The following is a 14415-nucleotide window of genomic DNA, read 5'->3' as shown; positions in this document are numbered from 1 at the left end:
GGACTAATGACTTCAATGTTAACAAAAAAACGCATGAAAAAAAAATCAAAACCATTCATAATTTAAATCGTTGTGATAGCTTTACTATTAAGATTTATAGCTCATATTTGTGATATGATAGCAAAACTTCAAATTCAGCTAAACTCCTCACTATACTTGAGAGATCCACAGTCTAGTGATTTGGGTCAGAAAATTATTAAAGAAAGCATCCACCTAATAGATGAGATAGGTTTTGAATCCTTCACATTTAAGAAACTTTCTGTGAAAATTAGTTCGACAGAGGCTTCTATTTATAGATATTTTGAAAATAAACATCGCCTTTTGGTCTACATGATTGCTTGGTATTGGAGTTACATTGAATACAAAATCACTTTCGAAACCCACAACATTTCTGATCCGAAAGAAAAATTAAGGATAGCTCTAAGGTTTATCACAAAAAAATTGAACGATGATGATTACTTCGAAGGTGTAAGCGAGAGTGTACTTCAGAGAATAGTGACCAATGAATCTGATAAAACGTATTTAACGAAAAATGTTGACGATGATAACAAGGAAGGTTTATTCAAAGGATACAAATCTCTATGTATGACGATAGCTTCATATATCCAGGAAATAAATCCTGATTTTGAATTTCCTCATTCTCTAACAAGCACATGTCTTGAAGCAGCGCATCAACAAATCTTTTTTGCTCAGCATCTACCTAAATTATCAGATATTAAAAAAGAAGAGGATATCTACAGCAGAAACTTTGATTTCATATCAACAATTATTTTCAATTCGCTTCAGCAATGAATAATCAGCAAATAATAAGGTGCCTTCAAGAGTGTGCAACAAAACTTAAGATCGACCTTGATATCTCAAAACTTGAGCGTGTAGATATCATTTCTCGTTTTTATGAAGATAACGAGCTTTCTGAATTTCAAAGAGATTTAATCGAGGCTGCTAATGATAGTGGCATAGTTCTTTTTGAAAAATACATGAAGCCTGACATTCTTCTAGAACTGCTTGCAGATAATGCTTCTCCAACTATCGTTTTTATAGAGCAAGATGGCTTCCACCCTGCATTTATAAAGCAGAAGAAGAAAGACATAGTCCTTGAATTTATTACTCCGGGAGGCCAGTTAAAAGAACTGAGAACTCCAGATTTCAATAAAATCAATTTCTCCACTAATTCAAACGGTGAAGTATTTACTCTTAGCTGTTTCCCTTATCAAAGTTTTGCTGGAGAAGGAGATATGAATGTGCTGACACCTGTTAAAAGACTCATTAGCCTTTTGAGCGCTGAAAAGAAGGATATATTCTACGTTTATGTTTATGCCGCATTAATTGGATTAATAAGTTTGACGCTACCGTTGGGAATTCAAGCTGCTGTGGAATTGATTTCCGGAGGAGTTGTATTCAGTTCCGTTTACTTGTTGATCACACTCATCATAATAGGAGTTTTGGGAACGGGTGTTCTACAAGTATTGCAAATAACCATTGTGGAATATTTACAACGGAGAGTTTTCACAAAAGCAGCTTTCGAATTTGCTTTCAGAGTTCCAAGAATAAGGATGGAGTCTGTGTTAAATCTACATATGCCTGAACTTATGAACAGGTTTTTTGATGTACTTACACTTCAAAAAGGACTACCTAAGCTACTAATAGATCTCTCAACTGGTATAATTCAAATTTTATTCGGGCTTCTACTTCTATCATTTTACCACCCATTCTTTATCATTTTTGGTATCGGGCTATTGGGCTTACTCTTCTTGATTTTCTATTTAACAGGGCCAAAAGGCTTGAAAAGCTCTATTCAAGAATCAAAGTATAAGTATAAGGTGGTGTACTGGTTAGAAGAAATGGCTAGAACTCTTTACTCGTTCAAACTAGCTGGAAATACAATCCTTCCACTTAAAAAAACAGACTACTTCGTAAACAATTATCTAAAGAATAGAAGTGCACACTTCAAGGTTCTTATCTCTCAGTATGCTTTCATTCTTCTTTTTAAGGCTATTGTCACAGGAGGTCTACTCATACTAGGTACTATCTTGGTAGTCCAGCGTGAAATCACATTGGGTCAGTTTGTAGCTGCCGAAGTAATTATCATTTTGGTATTAGGATCTGTTGAGAAAATCATCATGTATATGGATGTGGTATATGATATGCTTACCGCAGTTGACAAAATCTCTCATGTTACTGATCTTCCCCTTGAAAAGACTGGCGGAATTGATATTCCTCAGTCCCAGATGGCAGAAGGACTTGCGGTTAAACTAGCTAATGTATCCTACACATACCCAGGCTCAAAGAAGCCTTCATTGAAGAATCTTGAAATTGAAATTGAGAAAGGAGGCTCATTATGTATTAGTGGAGGAAGTGGAGCTGGTAAAACCACCTTGACCAATATTATTGCTGGAATCCATCAGAAATATGAGGGTATTCTCACCTACAATGACCTCTCGCTACGAGATCTAGATGCTACTTATCTAAGGGATAAGATTGGAAAAAATGTGTCTCAAGAAGATATTTTTGAAGGAACCATATTAGAAAATATTCTTGTTGGTAAACCTACATCGGATATCTCTGATGCAATAAACGCAATCAAAGAAGTAGGCCTTAACGATAACATCAACGCCTTGGACGAAGGATTAAACACCCAAGTACTGAGTGGTGGAAAAGGATTCTCTTCATCATTCGTAAATAAACTAGTTCTAGCAAGATGTCTAGCAAAAAAACCTGCAATGCTCATCCTCAATGACTTTTTTAACGACTTTACGAAGGGAGAAAGATTAAAACTCATTGAAATGTTGACTAGAGAAGATAAAAACTGGACACTCATCGTTGTATCAAATGATCCACTAGTTATGGCAGCTTGTGATAAAGTTTTGTATTTGGATAATGGCGACTCAAAAGCTATCGGAGCATTTGATGATCTCATTAAGCATGAAGACATTTTAAAAGAAATTTATTAATGGATCATTTAGATAAACTTTCCGATACACATCTCTACTCCCTCAGAACATTAAAAACTCCGGGAGTAGGTCGTACAGTCGCTAAGGTGTTGCTTGTGATCACCTTTATATTCATCGTATTTCTATTTCTTCCTTGGCAACAGAACATTCGGGGAAATGGAAGTTTGACGGCACTAAATCCAGGAAATAGACCTCAAATGGTGGAATCAGCGATTGCAGGTAGGATTGTCGAGTGGTCAATTATAGAAGGGGATTATGTAAACAAGGGAGATACTCTTTTAACAATCACTGAAATAAAAGACAAATTCTTTGACCCGAACCTAATTCCTCGAATTGAAGAACAGCTTCAAGCCAAAAAGAACTCCAAAGAAGCGAAAGAAAACAAAATCATTGCTTTAAGAAATCAAATTGATGCCCTTAGGAAAGCTTTAAAAGCTAAAAACAGTCAAGCCAAAAATAAGCTTAAACAGGCTGGATTGAAGTTAGAAGCGGATAGTTTAGAATTCATAGCACAGCAAGTCAGTAACGAAAACGCAATTAGTGTATACGAGCGTAATAAAAATCGATATGACGCTGGGAATATCACCTTGACCAAATTTCAGGATATAGAATCTAAATATCAGATGAGCGGTGCGAAAGTCCTTAAAGCTGAAAATGAATGGCTTCAAAGAAAGGCCGATCTTGCAAATGCCTACCTTGAGTTAACGTCTATTGAAGCAGACTATGCTGATAAGATCAGTAAATCTCAATCAAACCTCAATGAAACCATTTCTGGTTTAAATGAGACCATCGGAGGAATCTCTAAGATGGAGAACGAGCTTTCAAATGTGCGGATTAGGCAATCTCAGTACCAAATAATTGCTCCTCAAAGTGGACATATTGTCAAAACCATAAAAGTAGGTCTTGGGGAGACCATCAAAGAAGGTGATGCCGTGGCTACCATTTTGCCGGAATCGAATGACAAAGCTGTTGCCATGTTCGTGAAAGCAATGGACATTCCACTTATTAAAAAAGGAAAGAAAGTCAGGGTTCAGTTTGATGGATGGCCTGCTTTACAATTTTCAGGCTGGCCAAATGTTTCTGTAGGAACATTTGGGGGTCAGGTTGCCATTATTGATCGAGTACAGAGTAAAAACGGCATGTTCAGAATCCTCGTAGAACCAGATCCTGAAGACGAGCCATGGCCAGCTCAACTGAGGCTAGGGTCTGGTATAAAAGGGTGGGTAATGCTAAACAATGTTCCTATTTGGTATGAAATCTGGAGACAAGGAAATGGCTTCCCTCCCACCATATATGAGGATAATGATAAAGAGGGGCAAAAGGATAAGAAATGAGATTGTTTATAATTTCCATAATCATTCTATCATGTTTAAAAACCTTCTCACAACAAGATTCGGTAAAAACAGACACGTCTTACCTATCGCTTGAATCGGTTTTAAAAATTACATTGTCCTATCACCCAATCGTCAAGCAAGCTAACCTTTTGAGCCAAGATGCTATAGCTAGAATCAGAGAAGCACGAGGACAGCTTGACCCCAAGCTTGAGCTAGATTATAGTCTGAAAGATTTTAAGGAAATAGAATACTATGACCTATTAAGTACCTCTCTTAAAATCCCAACATATATAGGGATAGATCCAAAAATCGAATTCCTTAGAAATGAAGGAGAATTTGTAAATCGTCAGAGTCTTATCCCTAACACCACTAATAATGAACAGGTCGCTATTGGAGTATCTGTACCTATAGGTAAAGGGCTATTTTTCGATGAAAGGAGAAATGCCATACAAAAAGCCAAAGCTTTTTCTCAAATCGCTGATGCTGAACAGATAAAAGAGACCAATAAAATCTTATTTACCGTCATTAAAGATTACTGGAATTGGTACCTCTACAGTAAAAAACAAGCATTACTTGCACAGGCAATAGTCCTTGCAGAAAACCTCTTCGAACGAACTTTGATCGATTATGAGTTTGGAGAAGCTGCAGTAGTTGACACTCTTCAAGCAAAAATTAATTACCAAAAAAGAATCGTGGATTATCGAAAGGCTACTCTAGAATATGAATTAGCAAAATTGAATCTTGCTAAGCATTTATGGTCAGAGAATCTTCTTCCATTAGAGTTACAACCTAACGTTCTTCCTGATTCATCTTCTCTTTTCTTCGCACCCCTGGATACTGATGTAAAGCAAGGAATCGAATTCGCACTCACCAATCACCCAGAAATCAATAAACTAGCTGGAAAACGGAATCAATTGAATGCTGATTTGAAATGGGCTAAAGAAAGCTTCAAGCCACAAATAGATTTATCGTATTCCTTTATCGATGCTCCACTTGATCCTGACTTTAGTACTCGATCTGTAGAATTTGGTGAAAATTACAAAATGGGTATAGATTTTTCCTTTCCCATATTACTCAGAAAAGAAAGGGGGAAAATTCAGCAGACTCGATTAAAACTTCAGAGCAATGAATATCAAGTTGCGCAAAACCAGGTGGAGCTTAAAAATGAAGTTCTGGGAGCTTATGCTCAAAGTGTAGCATTTCAAGATTTGCTCGTTCAGTATCAAGGTGTCTCACAAAACTACAGAAGACTATTAGATGCTGAATTAGTCAATCTTCAAAATGGTGAAACCGATCTTTTTAAACTGAATATTCAGCAAGACAAATACATAGAGGCTCAAACAGAATATTTCGAAGCTTTCACTAAATGGGAAAAGAGTAAAGCAGAATACTATCACATCACAGGAGTTCCTTTGCTTGGTCTTACAAACATGTTCGAAATAGTTACAAATCAGTAAGACAACCTGTTCAAATTCGAACAATATTTTCACTACATTTAACGATTCATTCGCTTAGAGGTATTTTTTCGCTCTTGGCACAGTTGTGGCATTTTACAATTTATTATAAAATCAAAATCTCGTGGAAGAAGAAATCAATAAAATACTAATAATCGATGATGACGAAGATGTGTTATTAGCAGCCAAAATGCTGCTCAAAAAACATATTAAAGAGGTTGTAATAGAGAAAGACCCAAGGAAAATACCTTTCCTTTTAAATAATGACAGCTTCGATCTAATTCTTCTTGACATGAATTATAGTCAGGATACAACAAGTGGGAAAGAAGGGTTTTACTGGCTAGAACAAATACTTGAGAAAGATCCTCAAGCTGTTGTAATTCTGATTACAGCATTTGGAGATGTTGAAATGGCCGTACAGGCACTCAAAGCAGGGGCTACTGATTTTGTGTTAAAGCCATGGCAAAATGAAAAATTGCTTGCCACGCTATCAAGCGCCTCCAGGTTAAATAAGAGTTATAAAGAGGTAACACAGCTCAAGCAGACTAGCAAGACACTTCAAGCTGATAGTAGCAAAGCTTTTAAGGATATTATTGGAGAAAGTGATCCTATAAAGAAGGTATTTAAACTTATCGACAAGGTAGCTGCAACGGATGCTAACGTCCTCATTCTTGGTGAAAACGGAACTGGGAAAGAATTGATTGCTCGTGCTATACATCAGAAATCTTTAAGAAAGGAAATGCCATTCATCGGTGTAGACATGGGTGCCATTACAGAATCTCTTTTCGAGAGTGAGTTATTTGGTCACAAGAAAGGTTCATTTACAGATGCCAAAGAAGATCGTGCAGGTAGGTTTGAAGTAGCTTCAGGAGGAACTTTATTCCTTGATGAAATAGGAAATCTCAGTCAACCCCTACAATCCAAGCTTTTGACCGCTATACAGAATAGAAAAGTAACTAGAATCGGAAGTAATCAAGAAGTGCCCGTTGATATACGCCTAATTAGTGCAACCAATATGCCTGTGTATGAAATGGTGAATGAAAACACATTCAGACAAGACTTACTCTATCGTATCAACACTGTGGAAATCCAGCTTCCTCCACTAAGAGAACGGATGGATGATATGGAGGAACTAGCTAATCATTTTGTGAAGATGTATGCTGGCAAATACAGAAAGACTATTGATGGTGTTGCACCTTCTACAGTAGGAAAACTGCAGAAGTACCCATGGCCTGGAAATATACGAGAATTACAGCACGCTATTGAGCGTGCAATTATCATGAGTGACAACTCGCAATTGATGCCTGAAGATTTTTTCTTCCTTGCACAAAAACCTGAAAGCAACCTTTCACTAGAACCAGACTCTTATAATCTGGAGGATATGGAAAAAATAGCTATTCAAAAAGTTGTGAACAAGTATGAAGGGAACATCTCGAAAGCAGCCAAGGAGCTGGGATTGACCCGTGCTTCACTTTATAGAAGATTAGAAAAACATGGTTTATAAATCCTTTCGATTTCAGTTAGTAGGCAGGTTAATTCTACTCTTGCTCTCCATGTTCCTTTTTGTGAACCTGTACTATTCTGATTCTTACTTTTTTACTAAGTTTCTCGTATTCTCACTGATTGCATTTCAATCATGGTATTTGTACAATTTTCTGGAAAAGTCTAATCGTGAGATCGTTCACTTCCTTCAAAGCATTCACTACGACGATTTCACCAACACATATCCAGAGAAAAAGTCTGGATCCAGCAGAGACCTATTGTATCACGAATTCAATGAGATTCTTAGAAAATTTAGGGAAATCCGAGCTGACAAGGAAGCACAACATCAATATCTAAGAACCATTGTTCAACATATTGGGATTGGGATTGTAACATTTGATGTAGATGGCGAAGTTCAGATCATGAATAATGCAGCAAAAAAATTGCTCGGATTAAAATTGATCAAGAATATTAAGCAAGTTGCAAAAGATCATCCATCCCTTCTAACCTCTTTTCAGGAACTTAAAACTGGAGGTAGAGATTTGATAAAGATTACTAAAAACGACGATGAAGTTCAATTGGCTGTTTATGCAATAGAACTATCTCTTTTGGGTAAGGCCTTTAAACTGATTTCCATTCAAAACATTCAGTCTGAATTAGAAGAAAAAGAAATGGAAGCATGGCAAAACTTGATTCGTGTACTTACACACGAAATCATGAACTCCGTAACACCTATCTCTTCTCTAGCAGCCACCGTGGAGACTGAACTTGCAGAGTTTCTCGAAAATGGAATGAATATCAATCAAATAAATGATGATACCATTCAAGATTTTCACCTATCAGTAAAGACTATACATAGGCGAAGCGAAAGCTTAATCAAATTTGTTTCTGACTTTAGAAACATGACTAGGATCAAGCTTCCAACTCTTGAACCTACTGAAGTAGAAGAAATGATTAAACATGTATTGATTCTTCTAAAACCGGATATAGAAGCATCCAAAATCACCATCAATTGCTCTGTTAAACCAGATTTAGAGGTCAACATTGATCGGGAACAAATAGAGCAGGTGATTATCAATGTTGTGAAAAATGCTGTTCAAGCGTTAGCTGCTGCCGAAAAAGAGAATAAATCCTTAACCATAACAGCTATGCCGACTGATGGTGGTGGAGCATTTATTTCTGTGGCTGACAATGGAACCGGTATTGAAGAAGAGGCTCTCAAAAAGATCTTTATTCCCTTCTTCACCACTAAGCAGAATGGATCTGGTATAGGACTTAGCTTGTCTAAACAGATCATGCGAAAGCATGGAGGTAACATAACGGCAAAGTCTCAAATTGGAGAAGGAACAGAGTTTCTACTTAAGTTTGCTTCATAGTTTAGTTATCAGTTGTAAGAAGTAAGTAATAAGTATTGGGAGTCCAAAAATTTGAAGATTTAATTGCTTGGCAAAAGGCTCAAGAGCTTTCAGTTGAAGTATATAAATCGTTTGATGTAAATAAAGATTACGGTTTCAAAGATCAAATTAGAAGAGCTTCAGTCTCCATTTCCAATAACATAGCTGAAGGTTTTGATAGAAGTAGCAATGCGGACTTTTCAAGGTTCTTATACTTTTCATTGGGCTCAGCCAGTGAGCTAAAATCAATGCTTTATCTAGCAAAAAAACTACAATATCTCAATGAATCAGATTTTCAACAAATGCTTCAAATGTGTAATGAAGTTTCTAAAATTATAAGAGGATTGATTAACTCACTTAAACCTAAAACCTGATTACTTAATACTAAATGAAATACGTATTTATAGTCCAAGGTGAAGGTAGAGGTCATATGACACAGGCAATATCCTTGTATGATATTCTTGCTTCTAATGGACACCAAGTTTCTCATGTAATTGTAGGAAAAAGTAAAAGAAGAGAACTTCCTGATTTTTTTCTAAATCAAGTAAAGAGCCCCATTACTCAACTCCAAAGTCCAAATTTTGTAACAGATAAGAATAATAGATCAGTCGATGTATTTGGAACACTTTCAACAAACCTCAGGAAGCTCAGAACTTTCCTAAACAGTGTTAGAAAGATTGATGAAATAGTGAAAGACGAAAAGCCCGATACTATCATTAATTTTTATGATTTTCTGGGCGGCCTGTATTTTATTCTAAAACGCCCCCAGGTGAAGCATATAGCGCTCGCTCATCAATTTTTGCTTAATCATTCTCAATTTGAATTTCCAAAAGGAAGGTTTTACGATAAATCATCTCTTCTTTACGGCAATAGATTGGCAAGTTATCGTGCAGACAAAATTCTTGCACTTTCATTCCAAAAAATGAAAGATGAACCCCAGAAGAAACTCTTTGTTGTCCCTCCTCTACTTAGGGCTAAAGTAAAATCTCAACAAACATCTCAAGGAGACCACTTCTTGGTTTATATGGTAAATCATGGCTATTCTGAAGATGTCATTCGTTTTCATGAAAGACACCCTGACCTATCTATCCACTGCTTTTGGGATAAAAAAGAGGAGAAAAAAGAACTTAAAATAGATGATACTTTAACATTCCACCAACTAGATGATGAAAAATTCATTCATTTTATGAGCACCTGTAAAGGTTACTTAACAACAGCAGGTTTTGAATCCGTCTGCGAGGCAATGTATTTAGGAAAGCCAGTTCTTATGGTACCGGTAGAGGGCCATTACGAGCAAGCATGTAATGCCCTAGATGCAAAAATAGCAGGAGCTGGTGTCTCCAGTGAAATTTTTGACTTAGAGGTTTTGTTAGAGTATCTTCCAGAACATAAAAATGTAGGAGAGGACTTCAGAGATTGGTGCAAAAGCACTCCTGAAACTTTTCTTCAAATGCTCACTTGATATGCTTATAAAATATTCTGACAATCCCTTCAAGCAAGTACTTGGGATTGTGTTTTACAATAGGAAAAGTATTCTTCTTTTCACCCTCATCTCAATACTAGGAAGTATTCAATATCAATTTGCAGATATTTTTAACATAAATCCATTTGTGTTGCCCGTAGTACCAGTGACTATTTTAGGAGGTGCTTTGGCTATTTTTTTAGGTTTTAGGAACAACAGTGCCTATGATCGCTGGTGGGAGGCTCGAAAGATTTGGGGCGGAATAGTAAATGCTAGCAGAACTTTCGGAGTTATGATCTGCACTTTCTCTTCATCTCATTTTTCAAAGCGAGAAGAAAAAGAAGAAGACATCATGAAATGGAGAGTCGATATAATCAATCGACATATTTGTTGGCTCTACGCTTTGATCATGCATCTCAGAAAGCAAAGTCATTGGGATGATCTAGCAAAACACATCCCAGCAAAAGAGGTTGAAGAGCTTAAAAAAATCCATAATAAACCGGCTCAAATTCTGCATAAACAAGGGACACTATTGACGGAGGGGTATGAAAAAAATATCATCGAAGACTTTAGACATATGGAGCTAGCCAATATGATCAAAGAATTTTACAGCTTGCAAGGAATGGCAGAACGTATCAAGGGAACCATCTTTCCTTACTATTACAATTATTTCACAGGTGTCTTTCTTTGGTTGTTCGTTATTTGTCTCCCCTTTTCACTGGTTCCGCAAATGGGCTGGGGGACCATCCCTATGGCTATGGCCATCTCTTTTGTCTTTACTATTCTGGAAAAATCTGGAGCAATAACAGAAGATCCTTTTGAAGGAAGAGCTGCAGATACCCCTATTACTACCATCACTAGGAATATAGAAATTGATCTTCTAGAAATGATCAAAAGCAAAACTGTTCCCGCTCCTATTGAGCCAAAAACTGGAAAATTTGGAGTTCAATATCTTGATTAGCACATTCAATCATGGCAATCATAAGCAAGAAAAAAGAAATATTCCCAATCAGTAAAACGCTACGAGCATATATCAATAGGTATGATCGGGAGATTGACTTACCTATTTACTATAGCGACTTGCTTAGATACGACAATTCAATTCCGCTTTATGATAAATCAGGGAATGATACTCTTTGGGAAACTGTCTTTTTCCCACAAGGCGACATGGAGTACATCAATGCTTCTTTGAAAAAGGTTTATGCAATTATGAAAGCAGATGGTGATCTATCCGTCATGGATCACCTAATCATCGATAGGGTTGATCTTTGCGCTTACGGAAATACTCAACCATTTCGAATTAGAGTTGTAAATCAAATCAATGACAATTTTGATTATTTCTATATCAAAAATGCAGACGCTTCAAGAATTTATGGTTTGGAACTAGAGCATCTTTTATCACCTAACAAGATCAGCTATGTGGTGAATAAAGAGACTCTTATAGAAGAACACATTGTCGGTGTACCAGCAGAATTGTTTATCAAGAAATATCTTGACAATCCACATTTAAATGAAATAAGACTCGCCAAAGAATTCGTAAAGTTCAATGAACGATGTTTTGTTAGGTTGCTTGGAGATATGCACAGCAGTAATTTCGTCGTGGACATTACCCCGGATTTTGAAGATGTAGAATATCGACTGAGAGCAATTGATTTTGATCAGCAATCCTATGAAGGCCGAAAAGCGATTTACCTTCCACAATACTACACGCAAAATAATCCGATCATACAGATTGGGCTTAAGCATATGACTCCCGAAACCGTAAAGCAATACCAAAGGGAAGAGCGATCAAATATTGCGAATAGATTGAAAGTAGAGAGAAAACGGATTAGTGATCTTCTTTCAACAATGAAAAAAGACAAGCTTTCTAAAGATGAAAATATTCAAAGATTGAGAGAAGAACTTGCAGGGTTTTACGAGGATAATGACTTTCTAAAATGCGAGTGTATGGGAGATTTGGTAGAGATGAGTCTCGAAATGCTTACTAGAAAACCCAACTTGTATAAAGACTACTAAAGGCCTGCTATCTTATACTTTGGTAAGTAAAATTCAAATGTGCTTCCCTCATTGGGATTGCTGACTACCTGGATAGTCGTATTATGTAATTCCATAATTTTCTTAACGATGGCCAAACCAAGACCTACGCCTTCCTTAGATGCCTGACTTCTTGTTTGTCGATATCGATCGAAAATTATCGCCTGATCGGATTTTTTGATGCCCGGCCCACTATCTGAAATTCCAATCTTAACTTCATTATCATCCGAAGAGACAATCAAAGATATCTGCCCTTTTTTAGGAGTAAACTTCAATGCATTGTCAAGTAAGTTCTGAATAGCTCGCTCTACCAAGCTTATGTCTGCAAAAACAAGCGGTACTTGATCCTCTGCTTCCAGATTAATCTTAATATCCTTTTCCTTGCCAAATACTTGGTATTTAGAAACCAGATCCATTGCTAAATCAGTCATTGCAAAGGGCTCTTTTGAAGGTTCTACCTGCTGTGCCTCAAGTTTCGAATACTCAAATAGCTGCGAAACCAGATGCGACAGTTTTTCCGAACTTCCTTTAATGATATTTAGATACTTATCTTTCTCCTCCTCGCTGAGCTGCGCTTTCTTTATTTGTAATGTCTCAATGTAGCCGCTGATAATGGATAACGGAGTTCTCAAATCATGCGACACATTTGCTATCAATTCTCGTCTTAACGTGTCCACCGATTTTATCTCTTGCATATTTTTTTCAATAGTGTCTGCCATCTCATTGAAATTTGAAGCAAGAACAGATAGGTCCGTTTTATCGGGGTTTTCAATTCGTATATCTAAGTCTCCCTCCCTAAAACGTCTAACGCTATCAATAATAGAACGCAGATTTTTGGTCAAAAACCAAAAACTAACCAGTCCCAAAAACAAAACGAACACCATAGTCAAAACTGAAGCACCGAGACCCAGTTTCATAAAATAGCCAGAGAAAAGTGAAGAAGTTACATTATCTGATTCTTGTCCTGCTAGCACAATATATATATAGCCTTCTTTTCCTTCATGATCGAATTTAGCTGCTGAAAAAATCTTCTCCTTCTCAGGTTGTCTGGGATCGTCTCCTAGAATATATTTTCCTCCTTTGGCATCAATAAATTCATCAATGGGATCAATATTCACATACTGAGCTGGGTCATTTGGATTATCATGGCTTAAAACTACGGAGTAAAGGATCTCACCAGACAGGTCGAGCAAATAGACTTCTATTCCTCTATTAACAGCCATCATATCATGCATTAGGTCTCCAAAAAGAGGCTTATTCACACTTCCATCATCAAGAAATGGTGAATTACCTTGAAATTTTTCTTCAATCAAATGATTTGCGAGTTCAGCATTTAATTTTTGCGAGCGCTCCTCAAAATGCTTATTGGTTAGGTAAATAGTAGTGAAAATGTAAGAAACTCCCATTAGAATCACTAGCATGAAAAAGACTAAAGCTAGTTTCGTCATCAATCTGTTTGTAAGCAGTCTGGATTTACTCATAGTTCTTCATTGAATTTGTAACCAACACCCCATGTTGTTAGAATGAACTTAGGATTTGCCATATCCGACTCTATTTTTGCTCTGAGTCGATTAATGTGGGAATTGACTGTATGCTCATACCCTTCGAAATCATATCCCCAAATCAATTTCAGCAGATTCCCTCTGGTATAGCTTTTTCCTGGATGTGAAGCCATTAATGTTAACAATTCAAATTCCTTTGGTGAAAGTTCAATTCTATCGCTTCCCAATTCAACCTTTCTCTTTTCAATATCTATGGATAAGTTTTCGAATGAAAGCTTAGCCGTACCTCCATCAATACTTTCCCGTATCAGCTTTGTTCTTCTAAAGATGGCTTTTACTCGTGCAATAAATTCTCGAATACTAAAAGGTTTTGTTATGTAATCATCCGCACCTACCTCCAAACCTAGCACTCGATCAATTTCTTCCGATTTTGCAGTCAACATAATGATGGGAGTCGTTTGATTCATTCTGATCTTTTGGCAAACCTCAATTCCATCCATCACCGGGAGGGAAATATCCAGAATGATCAGATCAGGATTTTCGGATTTTGCAAGTTCCAAGCCAGCACCTCCATCTGTTGCCTTTATGACATCACATGACAAATCCTTTAAATGGATTTCAAGCAGATTGATAATCTCCTTGTCGTCTTCTATTATTAAAACTTTTGACATTCAATTTCGAATCAACTAAAAAATTATCACAGAAGTATCACGACTCGGTGCTAAAATGTCATGAAAGTAGCGATCACGTCACCAATCAAGTTACTCTCAACAATAGTAACAAATATTAAAATACTATATAT

The 14415-nt window shown here is 36.8% G+C and carries 12 protein-coding genes; 10 read left to right on the top strand and 2 right to left on the bottom strand.

Features of this window, described 5'->3' with window-relative positions; all coding sequences use genetic code 11:
* Positions 1-114 precede the first annotated feature (114 nt).
* The 10 genes from ABJQ32_20015 (at position 115) to ABJQ32_19970 (ending at position 12093) form a co-directional block, all read left to right on the top strand.
* On the top strand, positions 115-792 hold the full coding sequence (locus tag ABJQ32_20015) for a TetR/AcrR family transcriptional regulator (protein ID MEP5291953.1): 678 nt from the start codon (positions 115-117) through the stop codon (positions 790-792).
* Positions 789-2951 carry an ABC transporter ATP-binding protein gene (locus ABJQ32_20010; protein ID MEP5291952.1) on the top strand — a complete coding sequence of 721 codons (2163 nt, stop codon included), beginning with the start codon at positions 789-791 and terminating at the stop codon, positions 2949-2951. The genes ABJQ32_20015 and ABJQ32_20010 overlap by 4 nt, the downstream gene beginning before the upstream one ends.
* Positions 2951-4285: an HlyD family efflux transporter periplasmic adaptor subunit gene (locus ABJQ32_20005; GenBank protein MEP5291951.1), complete on the top strand. Its 1335-nt coding sequence runs from the start codon at positions 2951-2953 to the stop codon at positions 4283-4285. Before ABJQ32_20010 ends, ABJQ32_20005 begins: the two co-directional genes overlap by 1 nt.
* Positions 4282-5742 (top strand): TolC family protein, encoded by a 1461-nt coding sequence (locus tag ABJQ32_20000; protein ID MEP5291950.1) that lies wholly within the window; start codon positions 4282-4284, stop codon positions 5740-5742. The genes ABJQ32_20005 and ABJQ32_20000 overlap by 4 nt, the downstream gene beginning before the upstream one ends.
* Positions 5743-5863: 121 nt before the next feature.
* Entirely contained in the window at positions 5864-7243 is a 1380-nt protein-coding gene (locus tag ABJQ32_19995) for a sigma-54 dependent transcriptional regulator (GenBank protein ID MEP5291949.1), read from the top strand.
* A 49-nt stretch (positions 7244-7292) separates the two neighbouring features.
* Positions 7293-8597 (top strand): ATP-binding protein, encoded by a 1305-nt coding sequence (locus tag ABJQ32_19990; GenBank protein MEP5291948.1) that lies wholly within the window; start codon positions 7293-7295, stop codon positions 8595-8597.
* A gap of 35 nt (positions 8598-8632) precedes the next feature.
* Entirely contained in the window at positions 8633-8989 is a 357-nt protein-coding gene (locus ABJQ32_19985) for a four helix bundle protein (GenBank protein ID MEP5291947.1), read from the top strand.
* 14 nt (positions 8990-9003) lie between these two features.
* Complete coding sequence (locus tag ABJQ32_19980; GenBank protein ID MEP5291946.1) at positions 9004-10077, top strand: glycosyltransferase family protein; 1074 nt, start codon at positions 9004-9006, stop codon at positions 10075-10077.
* Between the two features lies 1 nt (position 10078).
* Positions 10079-11038, top strand: coding sequence for a bestrophin family ion channel (locus tag ABJQ32_19975; protein ID MEP5291945.1), 960 nt, complete (start codon positions 10079-10081; stop codon positions 11036-11038).
* Positions 11039-11049: 11 nt separating this feature from the next.
* The gene (locus tag ABJQ32_19970) at positions 11050-12093 is read left to right on the top strand and encodes a hypothetical protein (GenBank protein MEP5291944.1); all 1044 of its coding nucleotides are present in this window, start codon (positions 11050-11052) and stop codon (positions 12091-12093) included.
* Here ABJQ32_19970 and ABJQ32_19965 read toward each other — a convergent pair.
* Together ABJQ32_19965 and ABJQ32_19960 are read right to left on the bottom strand one after the other, a co-directional pair.
* Complete coding sequence (locus tag ABJQ32_19965; GenBank protein ID MEP5291943.1) at positions 12090-13592, bottom strand: HAMP domain-containing sensor histidine kinase; 1503 nt, start codon at positions 13590-13592, stop codon at positions 12090-12092. The genes ABJQ32_19970 and ABJQ32_19965 overlap by 4 nt on opposite strands.
* On the bottom strand, positions 13589-14284 hold the full coding sequence (locus ABJQ32_19960) for a response regulator transcription factor (protein MEP5291942.1): 696 nt from the start codon (positions 14282-14284) through the stop codon (positions 13589-13591). Before ABJQ32_19960 ends, ABJQ32_19965 begins: the two co-directional genes overlap by 4 nt.
* Positions 14285-14415 lie beyond the last annotated feature (131 nt).

It is taken from the genome of Marinobacter alexandrii, from assembly GCA_039984955.1.
Taxonomy (GTDB): domain Bacteria; phylum Bacteroidota; class Bacteroidia; order Cytophagales; family Cyclobacteriaceae; genus Ekhidna.
Note: the sequence above shows the minus strand (reverse complement) of the source record. Positions and strands in the feature narration are given on the sequence as shown.

Bases quoted from the DNA above. Each gene is read 5' to 3' on its own strand.
- ABJQ32_20015 (MEP5291953.1), top strand. From the start codon at position 115: ATGATAGCAAAACTTCAAATTCAGCTAAACTCCTCACTATACTTGAGA.
- ABJQ32_20010 (MEP5291952.1), top strand. From the start codon at position 789: ATGAATAATCAGCAAATAATAAGGTGCCTTCAAGAGTGTGCAACAAAA.
- ABJQ32_20005 (MEP5291951.1), top strand. From the start codon at position 2,951: ATGGATCATTTAGATAAACTTTCCGATACACATCTCTACTCCCTCAGA.
- ABJQ32_20000 (MEP5291950.1), top strand. From the start codon at position 4,282: ATGAGATTGTTTATAATTTCCATAATCATTCTATCATGTTTAAAAACC.
- ABJQ32_19990 (MEP5291948.1), top strand. From the start codon at position 7,293: ATGTTCCTTTTTGTGAACCTGTACTATTCTGATTCTTACTTTTTTACT.
- ABJQ32_19980 (MEP5291946.1), top strand. From the start codon at position 9,004: ATGAAATACGTATTTATAGTCCAAGGTGAAGGTAGAGGTCATATGACA.
- ABJQ32_19975 (MEP5291945.1), top strand. From the start codon at position 10,079: ATGCTTATAAAATATTCTGACAATCCCTTCAAGCAAGTACTTGGGATT.
- ABJQ32_19970 (MEP5291944.1), top strand. From the start codon at position 11,050: ATGGCAATCATAAGCAAGAAAAAAGAAATATTCCCAATCAGTAAAACG.
- ABJQ32_19965 (MEP5291943.1), bottom strand. From the start codon at position 13,592: ATGAGTAAATCCAGACTGCTTACAAACAGATTGATGACGAAACTAGCT.
- ABJQ32_19960 (MEP5291942.1), bottom strand. From the start codon at position 14,284: ATGTCAAAAGTTTTAATAATAGAAGACGACAAGGAGATTATCAATCTG.